The following is a 17,362-nucleotide window of genomic DNA, read 5'->3' on the forward strand; positions in this document are numbered from 1 at the left end:
TCGCCGGAACGGCGCTCCGCGCAGCCGGACACTGACGCCGCGAAGCGCGTCAGCGCCGCCTGCCCCGCGCCGGCCCGGTATCGCCGTCCGCGGGCGGACGGTCCGCGCCGGGCCCGGACGGGAGCTGCGACGGGCGCGGCGGGCCGTCGCGCATCGGAACCGGGTAGGTGTCGATGGGCGCCGCCTGCTGCACCGTGGGCGCGCCGTCGTCGAGCACGCAGTTCACGGTGCGGTCGGAGCAATTCGCAGGCATCGAAGTGTGCGCCCGCCCGAATCGGCCGCGAGCGCGCCCGCCGGCCAGACGGCGAGCAGCGCCATGCGTGCGAGCCGCGCGTTCATTTGTCGCGCTTCTTCCAGGTGCGGTCCGGATCGAAGCGCGCGATCTTCTGCGCGAGCCTGGCGGTGTCGGCGCCGAGGTCCTTCTCGTAGATCACGCCGTCCTGATTCGCGATGAACGTCATCACGCCCGAGTTGCCGTAGGTGGCGGGATACGCGATCACCGCAAAGCCGCCGATCATCTTGCCGCGCACGACGTAGTCGTAGGCGCCGCCGGGCGCGGCCTTGCCCTGCCCTTTGAGTATCCTGAACAGGTAGCCGTGATACGGCCCCGGCTTGCCGCCGTGGTCTTCCTGGATCGCACCCGCGGCGTGCCGCGCGTCGAAGAGCGGCCCTAACGGGCTCACCTTCTCGCCCGCCCTGGTCGGGAAGTACAACCCGTCACGCTTGCCCTTGGTGCTCACGAACTTCTGCGCGTAGTGCAGGAGCGGCGCGTTCTCCGGGTTGCGCACGTAGTACTCGTTCTGGGCGTCGATGTAGGCGAGCACCGCCTGCATGGTATTGAGCTCGTTGCGCCCGACGCGGCGGTTGAGCAGCTCTTCCCTGCCCGCCTTGGTGTCGAAGCGCCAGCCGTCCTTGCCCTGGACGACCGGGATCGGCATCGGCCAGTCGTCCTTGCCGACGACGATCCACGCGGTGTTGCCTTTCAGGTCGATCTTGTGCGCTTCGTTGTACGCGGTGGTGAAGCGCTGGCGCGTCTCCTTGTCCTCGACCGGGTCGCCGGAGTTCAGGATCGCTTCGCCGTCGGGACCGAGCATCGCCCGCAGCGTCTTCATGTCGTCCTTGGCGAGCGCGGCGGCGATCGCTTCCATCGCCTGCTCGGCGCTCTTGAACGTCGTCTGCGTGCTCTTCTCCGCCGCGAACGTCGGCGCCGGCGCCGCCGCGACGAGCGCGAGCGCCGCGACGAACGTCACCAGGAATCGATAGATCGCATGCGTCATGGAAAGCCTCGTCGAAGTGAGCGTGTCAGCGCGCAGTGCGTTCATCGCCGTCCTCCCCCGCCGCCTCGCCCGCCGCCACCGCCGCCGCGTCCGCCGCCGCCACCGCCTCCGGCGCGAGCACCGCCGCCGCCGCCGAACGAGCCGCGGCTCGCCGCGCCGCGGCTGCTGAAGTCGCGCGTCTGCGCGCCGCCGCCGCCGAGCCCCTGGAAGCCGCCGCCACCGCCCGTGTTCCGCATCCCGCCGCCGCGGTCGCCGAACCCGCCGCGGTCGCCGACGCCGCCGCGGTCGCCGATGCCTCCACGGTCGCCAATACCGCCACGGTCGCCGATGCCGCCGCCACGATCGCCGATACCGCCGCGATCGCCGATGCCGCCGCGGTCACCGATACCGCCGCCTTTCATGCGATCGGCGGCGCCGGCTCCGATGTCACGCCGGCCCTGCTCGGCGCGGCCGCGGAACGCCTCACGATTCGCCACACCCGCCTGCTGGCCGCGGCCGAAGCGCTCACGCGATGCGTTGTCGCGATAACCCACCCCTTTGCGATGCTCGGGACGGTGCTGCCAGTTGCGGTCGCCGCTGCCGATGTTGGTGCGGTTGAAATTGTTGAAGTTGTTGGTGTTGTTGATGTTGACGCTGCCGCCGTTCCAGTCGCAGTTGCCCCAGATCGCGGCGCCGACCGCCATGCCGACGCCGAAGCTGAAGAGCGCGGCGCCGGGCGGGTAGACGTAACCGGGCGGGTAGTAGTACGCCGGCGGATACGCCGGATACGGCCATGCGCCGTAAACCACGGTCGGGTTGTAGCTCGGCACGTACACGACCTCGGGATTGGCGGGCTCGATGACGATGACCTGCTGCTCCTTCTTGACGACCTGCTCCTTGGTCGTCTTCAGGTTGCCCGCGGCGTCGGCCCGGGCGCGCAGCGCCTGCACCGCCGCGAGCACTTCCTTCTGCTGTCCGAGGAACGCATCGCCGAGCTTCTGCGTCCAGTCGAGCTTGGCGTTCATGCTCTCGAGCACCTGCGGGAAGGCGGTCAGCGACTTGACCGACGCGTCCCACGACTGCTGCTGCATCGCGTCCTCGAGCGCCTTGCCCGTGACCTTGGGATTGGCTTTGGACCAGCGCGCCGCTTCGACGACTTCGAGGGGATACGTCGAGGCCATCAGGATCTGCGCGATCAGCGCGTCGGGATACAGCGCGATCGGCGCGACGAGCTGCTCGAGCTCTTCCTTGGCGAACGGCTTGGCCTCCTGGGACATCGCGCGCGGCACGAACGCGGCGACGGCGACGACGACGAGCAGCAGGCGCGCGATCAGTTTCACAGGGGGAATCTCCACGACATGCGGTCACAGTCCATCCTAGGTAGCGCGTCGCGCCGCCACCATTGGACGATGGTCCAATACGACGGCGGCCTGTGTCGGCGTCAATGACCCGGCGGCGGCGGAACGGGCTGGTACACCACGCCTTCGCCGGCGTAGCCGGGCGCGTACCACGTGCCCGTGCAGTGGTAATACGGCACGCCGTCGTAGGGCACCGGCGCCACGTCGCACGGGGCAGCCGTGAGCACGCTCGAGGTCGCGGCGGCGGACGCCGCCCGCGCCGCGCCGATCGCGATCGCCGCTTTCGCGGCGTCTTCCGCGTCCCAGCAGTTGCTCCGGCAGTCGGGATGGCTCGGCACCGGCGGGCTCGAATCGCCGCGGTTCGGGTTCTGCGGCAGGTTCTGTATCCGGTCGCCGCGGTTGGGATCCGCGGGCAGGTTCTGCACGCGATCGCCGGACAGACCGGGGCGGTCCGCAACCGGCGCGGCCGGACGCTCGACGCGCGGCGCGGGCATCTGCGACGGCCCCAGCCGCGATCCGGCGAACGCCCCGGAGCCCGCGACGCCGCCGCGCGCGAATCCCCCGCCGCCGAAACCGCCGCCGCCGCGCCCGCCACCGCCTCCGCCTCGCGCCGCATCGACGTCGAGCGCGATCGTCATGGCAAACGCACACGCGCACGACGCGAAGGCGATGGCACGCAGCTTCACTTGACCGCTCCGGCGCGCTTCATGCGCGCCCCGGTCGCAAGCCGCGGCAACTGCGCCGCGAACGCGACCTTCTGCGCGCCCGCGGGCGGCTTCAGGCTGAACGTCGCGTCGCCCGCGCCGGGTGCGACATTCCAGTCGGTGAGCATCGCCCGGTATTGCGGCCGGCCCGCGGCGGTTCGATAGGTGATGACGACGCGCTGCGGGAACGGCTGGTCGCCGTCTGCGATCCATATCTGCACGTCGGTGGTCGCGGTGCGCGCGGCGAGATGGTGCGCCGGCGCGCCGTAGAGGCTGGTGCGCTCGACGTAGCGGATCGAGCGCACGCGCGAATCGAGCTCGTCGGGCAGCGTGGAGACGAGGAGCAGCGCCAGCGGCAGGCGCATGCCGAGATCGCCCACGAAGTACTTCACCGCGTCGTCGATGCCGCCGCGCTGGGCGGCGGTCGCATAGACGTTCGCCGTGGCGTCGACGAGCACGATCTCTTTACCGTCGAACACCGTGGTGACGCGGCGGCCGTCGCTGCGCTCGCTCTCGACGCGCAGGCGGTCGGGACGCGACAGGGTGATCGTGCGCGCTTCGCCGAACTCGATCTTCTCGCCCGAGCGCTGGACGGTGTCGAACGCTGCCTGCACTTTCACGCTGAAGCTCTGCACGCCGGCGACGAACCGTCCCATCCCCGCGAGCACCTCGCGCGCCCGCGCTTCGGACGCGGTGGGTGCGGGCCTGGCGGCCGGCGCCGGCTGCGCGCTCGCGTAGCCGGCCGCCAGGCCGCAGGCGAGCGCGACGACGAGCGGGGACGCTTTGATGGCGTGGGTCATGCGCATGGTCGTGGTCCGCTTATAGGACGGGCGTGCTCGCGCGGCCAATTGGACGATGGTCCAATGGCCCGCGGCTGCGCATCGGAGTCCCATCGTGCGACGCGATGAGCACCGCGGCGACCACGACGGCCGGCGTTTACAGCTTCGCGACGCGGACGGGCGCCGCGGCGCTGGTGCTGCTCGCGCTCGTCGTCACGCCCGCGCCGCTGCTCCCGCCGGAACGCGCGATCGAGCTGGTGCAGTCGGCGCTCGGCGGGACGCCCAAGCTCGCCTACCTCGTCGCCGCGCTCGGCATCCATGGTCTCTTCTACGGCTCGGCGGGCATGCTCGCGACCTTCACGCTGGAGCGCGCGCGCAGCCCGCGCCGGCAACTGCTGCGGATCGCCGTGATGCCGTGGATCGTCGTGGCGCTCGCGATCGCGGTGCGCTCGTTCAAGCTCGGCCACCTGCCCATGGCCGCGAACGCCATCGTGCCGGTCGCCGCCGTGATCGCCGGCGTGGGTTTCGGACTCGGTTTTCGCTATCACGCATGGAAGACCGCGCTCGCGGCGGCCGCGCTGCTCGCCGCGGCGGGCCTGTGGGTGTGGATCTCGGCGCCGTCGGCCGCGCTCGCGCGAGCCACCGAGGTCCAGCTTCGGCGGCTGGCCGCGGCGGACACGTCGCAAGCGTCGGGCGACGCGCGCTTCGCCGCGCTCGTGGAAGCGGCCTTCGCGCCGCCGCGCGATAACGCCGACCCGGTCGAGCACAACCGCGCCGCGCTGCTCGCGCTGGGCATCGCGCTGGGCGACGAGCGCGCCGCGCGCCTCGTCGGGATCACGCTCGACCCCAAGCTGATGCGGTCGATCGCCGCGCTGCGGGAAGGCGTCACCCTGAACGGCCGCGAAGACTGGGCCAGGCACTACACCCTGAGCGCGGCGCTCGCGGTGCTGCGGCACCCGATCGCCGCCGATGCCGCCGGCCTCATGAAGGAAGAGCTCGACGCGCTCACGCACGGCAGCGGCTTCTCCTTCGCCGACCTGGCCGCCGATCGCGCGGGCGTGCGCTTCGCGGGCGCGGCGACGCGCTCGGAGGCGTCCGCCCGTGCGCTCCAGGCACGGCTCGCCCGCGGTTTCTCGGCGGGCGACTTCTTCCCCGCGGTGCACGACCTGCCCGAGAACCTGACCACCGAGCAGTTCCGCCGCGACTACGGCGGCGTCGGCGCCGCGCTCTACCGCCGCATGGTCGCCAGGATCGAGGCGCGACTCGACGCTCTTCCCGGTCTGGAGACGCGCTGATGGGACCAAGGTCCAATTTGCGGCTTCGAGTGCATGGGAAATGATTCCGGCGTCCGCAACGCTCGTTTACGAAAGGCAGACGACATGAAGAAACCGTTCACGAAGGCGGCGATCGCGGCCGCGCTCGCGCTGGTCAGCCTCGACGCGTCCGCCCAGGCGTTCCTCGAGCTCGACACGATCCCAGCGATCTTCGGCGTCGGCCTGGGTTTCGCGCCGGACTACAAGGGTTCGGACGACAAGACCAGCGCCATCGCGCCTTTCGGCCGCTACACCTTCCAGGGCACCGAGCGCTACATCCAGCTCAACGTGACCGAGCTCTCGCTCAACGTGCTCGACAACAAGGGTTTCAGGTTCGGCCCGGTGATCAACTACCACTTCGGCCGCGACGACGACGTCGACGATCCGCTGGTGAGACAGATGGTGCCGATCGACGGCACGGTCGAGGCCGGGGTCTTCGGCGAGATCGTGTGGTCGGACCGCGGCAACCCGCGCAACCGCTTCATCCTCGGCGCGACGCTGCTGTGGGACGCCGGCGGCGAATCGGACGGCTTCCGCGCGCGATTGAACGCGCGCTACTGGCAGCAGGTCTCGCGCAGCATCGACCTGCACATCGGCGCCGGCCTGATCTACGGCGACAGCAAGTACAACGGCCATTACTTCAGCGTGACGCCGCAGAACGTCGGCACGTCGGGGCTGCCGCTGTTCAACGCCGGCAGCGGCATCAACGAATACTTCGTCACCCTCGGCGGCGTGATGTACTTCAGCCGCAACTGGATGGGCGCGGCGGGCGTGCGCATCTCGCAGATCGCCGGCGATCCCAAGGACAGCCCGGTCGTCTCGCAGCAGGGCGACAAGACGCAGGTGATCGGCGGGATCGGGGTCGGCTACATGTGGCGGTAGGCAGGCGCTTCGCGCCTGCACCGCCGCTCGCTACGCTCGCTCTGGCCGGTTACGCCAAGGAGGGAAACCAAGGTTTCCCTCCTTGAACCTCCTTTCCTTTAACACCCGGGGTTAGCCGTAACGCGCCGCTTTCATCCTAGGGGGCGCGACGGTGCTTTCACTCCGAGGGAGGTCGACCCGTCGTCGTAGTGGACGGTGCGCTGGCTCGACAGGTGTGTCCCCAGCAGCCGCAGCGTGCGCTCGCCCGCGACGCGGAACGCGTGCCACGTGCGCGCCGGTATGACGAGCGTGTCGCCCGCCCGGAGCACCGTCCCGAGGTGCTCACGACCGACTTCCCACGCCTGCGCTTCGCCTTCGAGGATGTGCAGTATCTCGACGTACGGATGCCAGTGCGGCCTGGTTTCGTAGCCGGGTCGGCAAGTCTGTATCCCGGTTCGAATCGCAAGATCGGAATGGTCGTCGTTCACGAGCGCGCGGTACTCGGACAGCGGTCCGAATGCCACGGCGTCGGCGGCTTCGTATCGGATGAGCTTCAGCGTATCGGCCATGCAGGCTTCCTTCGGAGTGCGCTACCGCGGCGCATGGACTTGTCAGGCGGCATATGACGGGCCGCCGATGCCGGAGACCACGATCGTCTTGAGTATGACCGCTTCACGCTCGGGTGCAAGAGCGGCGACCTCCGGATCGGCGCGATAGGCGGCGAATCGGTCCTGATCGGGAAAGCTGACGACGTGGATCTCGAACGGATGCTCCGACCCGCCCTCCTCGCCGATGCGGACGGCCTTCTCGATCGAACCGCCGTACTTGCGCATGATGCGCGCGGCCTTGCGCTCGTAGGCCTCGAATGCAGCGATGGAGCCCGGGCGTATCCAGAGACTTGCAACCCGATAGACGGGGTTTTGTGCTTGCACTCACCCTCCACTCTCGCCGAACGCCAAGTCGGGATGCTGTAACCGCGCGAAGATGGTCGCACATTTTCGACGGGCCGGCTCGAAGCCGCGCGTCATGGGAGCAACAGCAGACGCGTCAGTCCTGCCGATTCGAAGGGCTTCAACGTCGAGATGGATCCCGGATCGCGTGCGCTGTCGCGACGCGCCCGGGATGACGGGGGTGGTGCCGCGATCACGCTTTCGAGGCATCCGGGATGACGGGGCTGGTGCGCGATCGCCTCGACGCGTCCGGATGACGGCGTTCGCCCTTTGACTTCGCTGCGCTACGCTCAGGACGAACGGCTCAGGCGCGGTGCGTTACGGCGCTGTCGCGGCTAATCGTACTGTGTCATCGCGAGGCTCGCACAGCGAGCCGTGGCGATCTCGTGGCGCACGAGCCGTCCCGAGCGCCTCGGGATTGCTTCGTCGCCGCGCGCGCGGCTCCTCGCAATGACACAGTAGGACTAACACGCCCCATGATGGACGGCAGCCGAAAATCACCGCCGCGGTTCGTGCGGATAGACCCCCGTCAGGCGCGCGATGAGTATGGCCACGTACATCACGCCGGTCACCGCCTCGAAGATCGTCAGGAAGCGCGCCTGTATCGCGACGGGCGTGATGTCTCCGAAGCCGGCGGTCGTCAGCACGGCGAAGCTGAAGAAGACGAGCTCGGCGATGTCGAGCCGCTTCGGCGCGCCGTGGTAGGCGTAGCTCTCCGGGTCGAAGTACTGCGCGACGCCGTACACGAACGCCCACATCAGCCCGATCATGAGATAGGCGGCGACCGCGCCGTAGAGCTTGTCGGCCGTCATCGTGTCCCGGTGCAGCACGTAGTGCAGGAGGTGCGCGATCGTGTACGCGTAGAACGCCGCGGCCACGCTCCACGACAGCGCGAAGTGCGCTTCGGTCTGGGACTGGATCGCGAGCGTCTGGAAGAACAGCGCGGCCGCGCCGAGCGCCACCGCGGCGGATATCGACACCGTCGAGCGTGCGACGGCGGAGATCCCGGTCGCGAAGACCAGCACGTTGAGCAACCCGAGCAGCGAGCGTCCGTGGTCGACGAAGGTCAGGATCGGCGTGGCGACCATCAGGACCAGCACCGCGACGAGCAGCAGCAGGCAGCGCTTTTCCAGCGCCCACGCGTAGCGCGGGTTTTCGCTCAGCGCTTTCAATCGACCACGAGCTCCATGTCGTTCGCGCCCAGTATGCGCACCCGGTCTCCGACGTTGAAGCGGCTGCCGTCGGGGCGATGGACGACGCGCGTGGTGGCGTCGTCGAGCTTCACCGTCACCGCGTAGGTGGACTCGCCGAAGCGCTGGCGCATCTCCGGCGTGCCGACGCCGCCGAGGAACGGCTTGTCGTCGGCCCGCGTCGACAGCGGCAGGTAGAGCACCGCGCCGACGAGATGGGTCTCGCCGATGCCGCGCGAGCTGCCCTGGAAAGTCGTCGGCACCGCGGCCTTGCGCTCGGTCGCCACTTCGCGCACCGACTGCACGCGGCCGCAGTCGGCGCACTTCTCGCCCGTCGCGAGCGTCTTCACCGGGAAGGGCTGCCTGAAATCGGGCAAGGTCAGCGTCGAATAGCTCGGCGCCTGCGCCCCTGCCGCCGTTGCGGCGAGCAGAGCGGCGATCGCGAACGCCGGGCGGTTCATCGCCGCCCCGCTCACTCGCTCAAGCCCTGGATGTAGTACGTCGCGGACAGCAGCACGCTCGGCGGCCCGAGGCTGCCGAGCCAGCGGTTGTAGATGCGCACGATGTCGCCGTCGCGGTAGAGGCGCGCGAGCACGCGGTTCACCGCGAGCCTGAACTCGGGGTCGCCGCGCGGCAGCGCGAGCGCGTAAGGCTCGACCGAGAAATCCTCGTCGAGCAGGACGAACGAACCCTTGCCCGGCGTGGTCGCGGCGATGCCGATCAGCGTGGTGCGATCGGCCGCGAAGCCGTCGACGCGCGCGTCTTCGAGGAGCTTGAGGCCGGCGCCTCGCGTCGGCACGGTGATCACCTCGGACTTCATCTTGCGCTGCGCGAGCGACGCGCGCAGCACCTTCTCGGTCGTGGTGCCCGCGATCACCGCGACCTTGCGCCCGTCGAAGTCCTGGAAGCGCGACATCGGGTTTCCGGCCGCTTTTGCAAGGATGCTGCCGCCGTCGACGAAGGTGATGAGGCTGAAGTCCACCGCGGCGTTGCGCGAGAGGGTCCACGTCGTCGTGCTGCACTCGATGTCGACCTTGCCGCTTTTCACCGATTCGATGCGCTCGTCGATCGTGATCGGCACCCAGCGCGCCTCGAGCTTGTCCAGCTTGAGCTGCTCGCGTATGCCGCGCGCGACCTCGCGGCACAGCTCGACCGAATAGCCCTGCGCCTGCTTGTCCGCGCCGAGGAAGGAGAACGGCACCGCGTCCTGCATGTAGCCGAGGTTGATCGCTCCGCGCTCCCGGATGCGATCGAGCGCGCCCTTCTCGGCCGCGAGGACCGGCGCCGCCGAGGTGAGGAGCATGCAGCCGGCGAGAAACATCGCACGTGTGTTCATGTCGCTTTCTCCGTTTACGCCGCTTCGCGGTCGACGATGGGTGGGGTCTTGCCGACCTTCAGGAACTGCTCGCCCGTGGACGTCGCGAACAGGTGCAGGATGCGCGCGACGATGCCGGTCCAGCCGGTCTGGTGGCTCGCGCCGAGTCCCGCGCCGTTGTCGCCGTGGAAGTATTCGTGGAAGAGGATGAGGTCGCGCCAGTGCGGGTCGCTCTGGAACTTCTCCATGCCGCCGTACACCGGCCGGCGGCCGTCCTCGCCGCGCAGGAAGATCGCGGCGAGCCTGCGGCCGATCTCCCCGGCGACCTGGTAGAGCGTCATCCGGCGGCCGGAGCCGGTGGGACACTCGATCGTGAAATCGTCGCCGTAGAACATGTGGTAGTGCAGCAGCGCGCGGATGATCAGCATGTTCACCGGCATCCAGATCGGTCCGCGCCAGTTCGAGTTGCCGCCGAACATGCCGCTGTCCGATTCGGCGGGCAGGTACGACACCGTGTATTCCTCGCCGCCGCAGCGAAAGACGTACGGCCGGTCGCCGTGACGGCGCGACAGCGCGCGTATGCCGCAGGGGCTCAGGAACTCGCTCTCGTCGAGCATCGTCGCGAGCACGCGCCGCAGCCTGGTCTCGTCGAGGATGGAAGCGAGCCTGCGGCCCGAGTGCCCGGTGAGACCCGGATCGTGGATGAACGCGCGCAGATCGTGCCGGCGCTCGAGAAAGCGCCTCAGGCGCTCGCCGACGCCGGGATACTTGCGGATCACTTCGCCTTCGAACACCGTCGCCGCGCACAGCGGCAGCAGCCCGACCATGGAGCGCACCTTGAGCCGCTCGGCGCGCCCGTCGGGCGTGCGCAGCACGTCGTAGAAGAAGCCGTCGTCCTCGTCCCACATGCCGGTCCCGCCGCCGGTCGTGAGCATCGAGCTCGCGATCCACAGGAAGTGCTCGGCGAACTTGAGCATCATCTCGATGTACGCCGGACGCTCCAGCGCGAGCTCGCCGGTGATCTCCAGCATGTTCTGGCAGAACAGCGCCATCCACGCGGTGCCGTCCGCCTGCTCGAGATAGCCGCCGGTGGGCAGCGGCGCGCTGCGGTCGAACACGCCGATGTTGTCGAGACCGAGAAAACCGCCTTCGAAGACGTTGCTGCCGTCGCGGTCCTTGCGGTTCACCCACCACGTGAAGTTCAGGAGCAGCTTGTGGAAGGCGTGCTCCAGCCACTCGTAGTCCGCCGTGCCGTGACGCAGCTTCTGCAGGCGGTGGGTGAAGATCGTCGCCCACGCGTGCACCGGCGGATTGACGTCGCCGAAGTTCCATTCGTAGGCGGGGATCTGGCCGCTGGGGTGCAGGTACTGCGAGCGCAGCATGAGCTCGAGCTGGTCCATGCCGAAGTCCTCGTCGACCAGCGTCAGCGCGAGCACGTGGAACGCGAGGTCCCACGCCGCGTACCAGGGGTACTCCCACTTGTCCGGCATCGAGATGATGTCGGCGTTGTAGAGATGCGGCCAGCGCTCGTTGCGCGGTCCGCTGCGGCGAGCGCCGGCGCGGGCGCCCGCCCCGCGCTCTTCGAGCCAGCGATGCACGTCGTAGTAGTAGAACTGCTTCGACCACAGCATGCCGGCGAGCGCCTGGCGCATCACGTTGCGCGCATCGTCGCTCAGCGAGCCCGGGATGACGCCCGCGTAGAACGCGTCGGCCTCGGCGCGCCGCGCATCGATCGCCGCGTCGAAGCTCTCGTCGAAGCTCACCGTCGGCGCCGCCTCGCGCAGGCGCAGGCGCAGCGTGCGCGATCCGCCGGCGGGCACGGACAGGGCGTAATGCGCCGCGGCCTTGGTGCCGCTGCGCCCGGGATCCACCGCGGCGGGGCGCCCGTTGACGACGTACTCGCCGATGCCGTCCTTCACGTACGGGGAAGCGTTCGGCGTGCCGAAGATGCGCTGGTTGTTGGTGTCGTTGCCGGTGAAGAGGAGCTCGGGCGCGCCGTCGCATTCGAGCACGCGGTCGCCGAGCACCGGGTGCGACGCAGCGATGCACCAGCGCCCGTGCTGCGCGAGCAGCGGCTTCCAGCCTTGCGTCGTCCACGACCAGGTGTTGCGGAACCACAGGTGCGGCAGCACGTGCAGGTCGGCGGTCTCGGGGCCGCGGTTCTCGACCGTGATGCGCACCAGGATGTCGTCGGGCGCGGCCTTCGCGTATTCGACGAAGACGTCGAAATAGCGGTCGCCGTCGAAGACCCCGGTGTCGAGAAGCTCGTACTCGTACTCGCCCCGGCCGCGGCGGCGGTTGGTCTCGACCAGTTCGGAATACGGATACGCCGCCTGCGGATACTTGTACAGGTATTTCATGTACGAATGCGTCGGCGTCGAGTCGAGATAGAAGTAGTACTCCTTCACGTCCTCGCCGTGATTGCCTTCGCTGTTCGTCAGGCCGAAGAGACGCTCCTTCAGTATCGGGTCGCGGCCGTTCCACAGCGCGAGCGCGAAGCACAGGTACTGCTTGTCGTCGCAGATGCCGGCGAGCCCGTCCTCGCCCCAGCGATAGGCGCGCGAGCGCGCCTGGTCGTGGCTGAAGTAGTTCCACGCGTCGCCCGATTCGCTGTAATCCTCGCGCACCGTGCCCCACTGGCGCTCGCTGAGATAAGGCCCCCACTTCTTCCAGGCCGCGGTCCCGGCGCGCGCCTCCTCGAGTCGCGTCTGCTCGGCGTTCATGGCGGGCCCGTCCATCACGCGCTCTTCGCGAGCTCGGGACGGCGCGGCTCGCGCGCGTCGCCGGCCTCGGTTTCGAGCGTGGTCACGCCGCCCATGCCCTGCGCGTCGGGCGTGCGCGCGAGCGCGAGGTCCTCGGGAAAGCGATACGCGGCCTGCACGCTGCGCTCGAGCAGGTCGAGCTCTTCGAGCAGCGCCTTGTGCCGCCGCTCGGGCAGCGCGTGGACGAGGTTCTCGAGCATCGCCCGCAGGCGCCGCGGGATCTGGATGTTCTCGGCGCCGGCGATGCGGATCTCGCGGCAGGCGAGATGGACGTAATCCTCCCAGTTCGGGGTGCGCACGATCACGCGCGCGCGGCCGGCCGGGTCGGAGATCTGGTCGTGCTTGAGGTGGCGCTCGCCGGCGACGCGCAGCAGGCGGTGGATCTGGTCGATCGCGAGCACCGCGGTGGTCGGATCGTTGATCGCCTTGGACAGGGCCTTCAGCGCGATGTCGCAGAGGATGCGGAACGAGAACGTCGTGTCCTGCTCCATCGTGCGCTCCGGCCCGACCGCGACCGCTTCGCGCAGCGGCTCGGGGTCGAGCGCGCGCGCATCGCCGTACAGCCTGAACAGCGGCTCGTCGACGGCGAGGAAATCGCCGACGTGCGGCACGAGCTCGACGGTGCCGCCGGTCGAGCTCGCCAGCTCGAAGAGGGCCGGGTAATTCACCGCGAGCACGGTCCCCGAGCCGCCTTCGTGGGTGACGACCGCGTCGGCCTCGCCGAGCGCCTGCGGCGACGGCGCGTCGGTGCGCGTGATCGCGGCGCCGAGGTCGCGCGCGTGGACCCCTTCCAGCACCGCGATGCCCGACTCGCCGACTCGCCACACGATGCTCGCGGGACGCAGCAGGCGCGCGGCGTAATCGATGAGGAAGAGGAACATCACCAGCGAGAACAGACCGAGCAGCGCGGCGGTGAACACGCTGAACTGCTGCACCGTCGACTCCATGCGGTCGAGCGCGCGCAGCGCGTACAGGAGCGTGAACACGAACAGGCCGACGGTGTAGCGCACGGTGTTGTCGCGCAGCAGCGTGGTCGCGATGATGCGCGGCGTGAGCTGTCCGCTCGCCACCTGGATCGCCACCAGCAGCGAGCCGAAGGTGAACACCATGAACGAGAGCGTCATGGTGATGATCGTCTGGTAGAGGGAGGTCGCGCCGGGCACCGCGAGGCCGAGGAGCGTCCAGCCCAGCCTCGCGTCCAGGCCCTGGATGAAGCGCGACACGAGCATCTCGGTCGCGATGGCGAAGAACGGGACGACCCACAGCGACGCCCTGGCGTAGCTGACGAGACGATACAGGTCGCGCCAGGAGATCACGTTTCGCGGGCGGGCGAAGATCAGCGCGGCCCGCCCGCGGGCGCCGCGGCGAGGTCGTTCTGGCGCGAGATGCGGATCGCCTCCGCGATGCGCTTCGAGACCTCGCCGAGCGCGCGCGTGTGCGCCGCGACGAGGTCGTGATAGCTCGAACCGGTGACCACTTCCGACAGCCGCGTGCGTCCTATCTGGGGCGAGCCCGTCCGGCCGCGCCTCAGCGTCCAGACCACCTCGAGGGTCGCCGCCTTGCTGAGCACCGAATCGAAGCGCTGTACGTCGAGCAGCACCTGGTAGTCGCTCTCACCGGGATCGCGCGTGGTCTGCGGCGCGACGCGCGCGTTGTCGAGCTGATGAGCGAGGTTGGACGCGACCGCGCGGGCGATCGAATCCCTGAGCGGCTCGGCCCAGCGCACCTGCTCGGCGATGCGCACTTCGCCGCCGCTCATGCGCAGCACGAACTGCGGCCGGTCGACGAGGTCCGGTATCGACACCGGCCCCACGACGACGCCGTAATCCTGCGAGGCGAGCGACGCGCGCTCGTCGCCCGAGCTTTCGGAGAGCGTGTAGAACGATTCCCTGGGCGATGCGCCGCACGCGGCGAGCACGAGCGCCAAAACGATCGACGGTGCGGCCCGCTTCATGGCGTGTCCTCCTTCTTGCCCATGAGGAGCGCGCTCGGATTGCGCTCGAGGTAATCGGCGAGCATGCGGAACGCGTGGGCGGCTTTCTGCACTTCGCGCATCGTCGATCGCGCATCCTGCTGGATCGGCGACTCCGATGCGAGCATGCGGTCGGCGCTGACCAGCGCCTTGCGTGCGTCGACGATCATCTGGCCGGCTTCGGGCACGACCTCGACGTCGACGCGCTGGAGCAGCCTGGTGCCGCTCTGCAGCGTCTGCCGCAGGTCGGGCGTGACCTCGGTGTCGACGCGTCTGATCAGCTTGTCGGCGCTGCCCATCATGGTGCGCGCGTCGCGCGCGATCTCGTCGAGCGGCAGGCGGTCGATCTTCGCCGCGACCGACGCGATCGCCTGCTGCAGCTCCTGGCGCGCGCCGGGCGTCGTCGGCAGCACCGTCGGGGTGGCCGCCCAGTTCATCGGCGCCTTCTTCGCCTGCGGGAAGAAGTCGAGCGCCACGTAGAGCTGGCCGGTGAGCAGGCTGCCGGTGCGAAGCTGCGCGCGCAGTCCCTTGTCGACGAGGCGGTCGATGAAAGCCTGGCGCGCCTCCGGCGCCTTGGCGGCGATGCGGCTGCGCAGCCGCATGCGCTCGGCGTAGATGTTGACGTCGACCGGTATGATGATCTGGCCCGTCTTCGGATCGATGTCGGCGCGGATGGCGACCACCTCGCCGACCACGACCCCGCGGAAATCGACCGGCGCGCCCGGCGCGAGACCGCGCACCGATTCGCTGAAGACCAGCACGAACTTCGCGAGGTCGGTGTCGGGGTTCTTCAACGCCTCGGCGCGGTTCGGATAGAGCCTGAACGGCGTCTCGGTCGTCGCCGCGGTCACGACGCGGCCGTTATCGTCGGGCGTCTCGAACGCGATGCCGCCGAGCAGCAGCGACACCACCGACTGCATCTGCACCTCGATGCCGCTCGCGTCGAGCTTGAGGTCGACCCCGCTCGCGTTGAAGAAGCGCGTGTTGGTGGTGACGAACTGCACGAAAGGCTCGTTGACGAAGACCTTGAGCGTGACGCCCTTGCCGTCCTTGTCGAGCTGGTAGCTCGTCACCTGTCCGGCCTGGAGCTTGCGGAAGAACACCGGCGATCCGCTGTCGATCGACGCGAGGTTGTGGCTGCGGAGCGTGAACTCGCGCCCGGGGGTGTCGATAGTGACGATGGGCGGCGTCTCGAGGCCCGCGAAGCTCGCGCGGTGCTTGTTCGATTTTCCGGTATCCACGCCGATGTACGAGCCGGAGAGCAGCGTCGACAGTCCCGACACCGTGCCGCCCGAGATGCGCGGCCGCACCACCCAGAAGCGCGTATCTTCGACGAGGTGTGGCGAGAAGTCCTTCACCAGCTCTGCCGTGGCGACGACACGCTTGAGGTCCTTGTCGAGCGTCACCGCCTTCACCATGCCGATCTCGACGTCCTTGTACTTGACCTTGGTCTTGCCGGCCTCGAGCCCTTCGGCGTTCTGGAACGTGACGGTGATCGTCGGACCTCTTTCCATGATCGCCTTGACCGCGAGCCAGCCGCCGATCAGCGCCGACACGATCGGAATCAGCCAGACGATTTGGAACGACCAGCGCGATTTCGGCTGCTCGCGCGCCGTCGCGACGCGGTCGAGGTTGTCGGACTCAGGCGTGTGCTCGGCCATCGTTGTTCTCCAGAGGGTCCCAGATGAGGCGCGGGTCGAAGCTCATGGCCGCGACCATCGTCAGCACGACCACCGCCGCGAACGCGAGCGCCGCGGGGCCCGCGTTGATGGTGGCCACGGCCTTGAGCTGCACCAGCGCCACGAGCAGCGCGATCACGTAGATGTCGAGCATCGACCAGCGGCCGACGAGCTCGACGACGCGGTACAGCCTGGTGCGCTGCACCGGCTGCCACGTCGATCGCATCTGCACCGAGGTGTTGAGGAACGCGAGCGCGATGATCTTGGCGAGCGGCACCACCACGCTCGCGACGAACACCACGATCGCGAGCGGCCACGAGCCCGACACCCAGAGATAGACGACGCCGCTCATGATCGTGTCGGTCTGCGAGCCGAGGATCGAGCTCGACTCCATCACCGGCAGCACGTTCGCCGGGATGTAGAGGATGACCGACGCGATCAGCAGCGCCCAGGTGCGCGTGATGCTGTTCGGCTTGCGGAAGTGCATCGACGCGCCGCAGCGCGGGCACCAGCCTTCGTGAGCGCCCGGCGCGGGCCGCGCGAGCTTGCCGCAGGTGTGGCAGGCCATGAGGCCGAGCCGGTACGCGCTCGCGCCGGTCGCGCTCATCTCGAGGCATCCAGTCTCTGCCACAGCTCGCGCGGCTCGAAGCTCGACAGCGTCGCCGCGGTCAGCACGACCAGCGTCGCGAGCGACCACAGCGCGATGCCGGGAACGATCTCGGCGAGGTGCGCGAGCTTCACCAGGGCGACGAGCACGCCGAGCATCATCACCTCGGCCATGCGCCACGGCTGCGATGCGCGCAGCGCGCGGAACACCGCCGCGCCGGCCGGAGGCCGCTTGCGCGTGAGCAGCGGTCCGAGCAGCCACAGGATCGCGGCGAGCTCGATCAGCGGCGCGATCACCGTCGTGATGAGCACGAGCACGCCGACCGTCTTCATGCCGTTGAGATACACCGCGCGCGCCGCGCCGAAGAGCGTCGTCTGCACGAGCTCGCCGCCGACGCGCAGGCCCACCAGCGGGAACACGTTGGCCAGGAGGAACAGCATCGCCGCCGCCGCGGCGAACGCGAGACCGCGCTCTACGCCGCCGGGCTGGTTGCGATAGAGCACCGCGCCGCAGCGGGCGCAGCGCGCGGCCGCCTTCTCGGCGAGCGGGATTTCACGCTGCAGCAGGTCGCATTCGTGGCAGGCGATGAGGGCGGCATCGTTCACGGCATCCGCCT

18 protein-coding genes are annotated in these 17,362 nt (G+C 69.2%); 2 read left to right on the top strand and 16 right to left on the bottom strand.

Annotated features, from left to right (window positions below):
- Positions 1–49: 49 nt before the first annotated feature.
- The 5 genes from VHP37_33430 to VHP37_33450 form a co-directional block, all read right to left on the bottom strand.
- On the bottom strand, positions 50–253 hold the full coding sequence (locus tag VHP37_33430) for a hypothetical protein (GenBank protein HEX2831277.1): 204 nt from the start codon (positions 251–253) through the stop codon (positions 50–52).
- 82 nt (positions 254–335) lie between these two features.
- Positions 336–1,277: a DUF2950 domain-containing protein gene (locus VHP37_33435; protein ID HEX2831278.1), complete on the bottom strand. Its 942-nt coding sequence runs from the start codon at positions 1,275–1,277 to the stop codon at positions 336–338.
- Between the two features lie 41 nt (positions 1,278–1,318).
- Positions 1,319–2,545 (bottom strand): DUF3300 domain-containing protein, encoded by a 1,227-nt coding sequence (locus VHP37_33440; protein HEX2831279.1) that lies wholly within the window; start codon positions 2,543–2,545, stop codon positions 1,319–1,321.
- Between the two features lie 152 nt (positions 2,546–2,697).
- Positions 2,698–3,300, bottom strand: a complete 603-nt coding sequence (locus tag VHP37_33445) for a hypothetical protein (GenBank protein HEX2831280.1) — start codon at positions 3,298–3,300, stop codon at positions 2,698–2,700.
- A complete protein-coding gene (locus tag VHP37_33450) occupies positions 3,297–4,118 on the bottom strand; it encodes a DUF2092 domain-containing protein (GenBank protein ID HEX2831281.1) in 822 nt (273 codons plus the stop codon). The genes VHP37_33445 and VHP37_33450 overlap by 4 nt, the downstream gene beginning before the upstream one ends.
- A gap of 104 nt (positions 4,119–4,222) precedes the next feature.
- Here VHP37_33450 and VHP37_33455 point away from each other — a divergent pair, with 104 nt between their 5' ends.
- Entirely contained in the window at positions 4,223–5,392 is a 1,170-nt protein-coding gene (locus VHP37_33455) for a hypothetical protein (protein ID HEX2831282.1), read from the top strand.
- A gap of 84 nt (positions 5,393–5,476) precedes the next feature.
- A complete protein-coding gene (locus VHP37_33460; protein ID HEX2831283.1) occupies positions 5,477–6,292 on the top strand; it encodes a MipA/OmpV family protein in 816 nt (271 codons plus the stop codon).
- Positions 6,293–6,423: 131 nt separating this feature from the next.
- Here VHP37_33460 and VHP37_33465 read toward each other — a convergent pair whose 3' ends face one another.
- The 11 genes from VHP37_33465 to VHP37_33515 all read right to left on the bottom strand — a co-directional run bounded on the left by VHP37_33465 (position 6,424) and on the right by VHP37_33515 (position 17,351).
- A complete protein-coding gene (locus VHP37_33465) occupies positions 6,424–6,840 on the bottom strand; it encodes a cupin domain-containing protein (GenBank protein HEX2831284.1) in 417 nt (138 codons plus the stop codon).
- 42 nt (positions 6,841–6,882) lie between these two features.
- Positions 6,883–7,203 (bottom strand): DUF1330 domain-containing protein, encoded by a 321-nt coding sequence (locus tag VHP37_33470; protein ID HEX2831285.1) that lies wholly within the window; start codon positions 7,201–7,203, stop codon positions 6,883–6,885.
- Positions 7,204–7,718: 515 nt separating this feature from the next.
- The gene (locus tag VHP37_33475) at positions 7,719–8,393 is read right to left on the bottom strand and encodes an ion channel (protein HEX2831286.1); all 675 of its coding nucleotides are present in this window, start codon (positions 8,391–8,393) and stop codon (positions 7,719–7,721) included.
- Positions 8,390–8,872, bottom strand: coding sequence for a hypothetical protein (locus VHP37_33480; GenBank protein HEX2831287.1), 483 nt, complete (start codon positions 8,870–8,872; stop codon positions 8,390–8,392). Before VHP37_33480 ends, VHP37_33475 begins: the two co-directional genes overlap by 4 nt.
- Before the next feature lie 11 nt (positions 8,873–8,883).
- Complete coding sequence (locus tag VHP37_33485; GenBank protein HEX2831288.1) at positions 8,884–9,747, bottom strand: amino acid ABC transporter substrate-binding protein; 864 nt, start codon at positions 9,745–9,747, stop codon at positions 8,884–8,886.
- Positions 9,748–9,761: 14 nt separating this feature from the next.
- Positions 9,762–12,449, bottom strand: coding sequence for a glucosidase (locus VHP37_33490; GenBank protein HEX2831289.1), 2,688 nt, complete (start codon positions 12,447–12,449; stop codon positions 9,762–9,764).
- A 14-nt stretch (positions 12,450–12,463) separates the two neighbouring features.
- Positions 12,464–13,804 carry a DUF2254 domain-containing protein gene (locus VHP37_33495; protein ID HEX2831290.1) on the bottom strand — a complete coding sequence of 447 codons (1,341 nt, stop codon included), beginning with the start codon at positions 13,802–13,804 and terminating at the stop codon, positions 12,464–12,466.
- A 20-nt stretch (positions 13,805–13,824) separates the two neighbouring features.
- Positions 13,825–14,442, bottom strand: coding sequence for a PqiC family protein (locus VHP37_33500; protein ID HEX2831291.1), 618 nt, complete (start codon positions 14,440–14,442; stop codon positions 13,825–13,827).
- Positions 14,439–16,121 (bottom strand): MlaD family protein, encoded by a 1,683-nt coding sequence (locus tag VHP37_33505; protein HEX2831292.1) that lies wholly within the window; start codon positions 16,119–16,121, stop codon positions 14,439–14,441. The genes VHP37_33500 and VHP37_33505 overlap by 4 nt, the downstream gene beginning before the upstream one ends.
- Entirely contained in the window at positions 16,102–16,746 is a 645-nt protein-coding gene (locus VHP37_33510; GenBank protein ID HEX2831293.1) for a paraquat-inducible protein A, read from the bottom strand. Before VHP37_33510 ends, VHP37_33505 begins: the two co-directional genes overlap by 20 nt.
- Positions 16,743–17,351, bottom strand: a complete 609-nt coding sequence (locus tag VHP37_33515) for a paraquat-inducible protein A (protein HEX2831294.1) — start codon at positions 17,349–17,351, stop codon at positions 16,743–16,745. Before VHP37_33515 ends, VHP37_33510 begins: the two co-directional genes overlap by 4 nt.
- Positions 17,352–17,362 lie beyond the last annotated feature (11 nt).

It is taken from the genome of Burkholderiales bacterium (assembly GCA_036262035.1).
In the GTDB taxonomy this organism is placed as follows: Bacteria; Pseudomonadota; Gammaproteobacteria; order Burkholderiales; family SG8-41; genus JAQGMV01.

Bases quoted from the DNA above. Each gene is read 5' to 3' on its own strand.
- VHP37_33430 (HEX2831277.1), bottom strand. From the start codon at position 253: ATGCCTGCGAATTGCTCCGACCGCACCGTGAACTGCGTGCTCGACGAC.
- VHP37_33435 (HEX2831278.1), bottom strand. From the start codon at position 1,277: ATGACGCATGCGATCTATCGATTCCTGGTGACGTTCGTCGCGGCGCTC.
- VHP37_33450 (HEX2831281.1), bottom strand. From the start codon at position 4,118: ATGACCCACGCCATCAAAGCGTCCCCGCTCGTCGTCGCGCTCGCCTGC.
- VHP37_33455 (HEX2831282.1), top strand. From the start codon at position 4,223: ATGAGCACCGCGGCGACCACGACGGCCGGCGTTTACAGCTTCGCGACG.
- VHP37_33460 (HEX2831283.1), top strand. From the start codon at position 5,477: ATGAAGAAACCGTTCACGAAGGCGGCGATCGCGGCCGCGCTCGCGCTG.
- VHP37_33465 (HEX2831284.1), bottom strand. From the start codon at position 6,840: ATGGCCGATACGCTGAAGCTCATCCGATACGAAGCCGCCGACGCCGTG.
- VHP37_33480 (HEX2831287.1), bottom strand. From the start codon at position 8,872: ATGAACCGCCCGGCGTTCGCGATCGCCGCTCTGCTCGCCGCAACGGCG.
- VHP37_33485 (HEX2831288.1), bottom strand. From the start codon at position 9,747: ATGAACACACGTGCGATGTTTCTCGCCGGCTGCATGCTCCTCACCTCG.
- VHP37_33490 (HEX2831289.1), bottom strand. From the start codon at position 12,449: ATGAACGCCGAGCAGACGCGACTCGAGGAGGCGCGCGCCGGGACCGCG.
- VHP37_33500 (HEX2831291.1), bottom strand. From the start codon at position 14,442: ATGAAGCGGGCCGCACCGTCGATCGTTTTGGCGCTCGTGCTCGCCGCG.
- VHP37_33505 (HEX2831292.1), bottom strand. From the start codon at position 16,121: ATGGCCGAGCACACGCCTGAGTCCGACAACCTCGACCGCGTCGCGACG.
- VHP37_33510 (HEX2831293.1), bottom strand. From the start codon at position 16,746: ATGAGCGCGACCGGCGCGAGCGCGTACCGGCTCGGCCTCATGGCCTGC.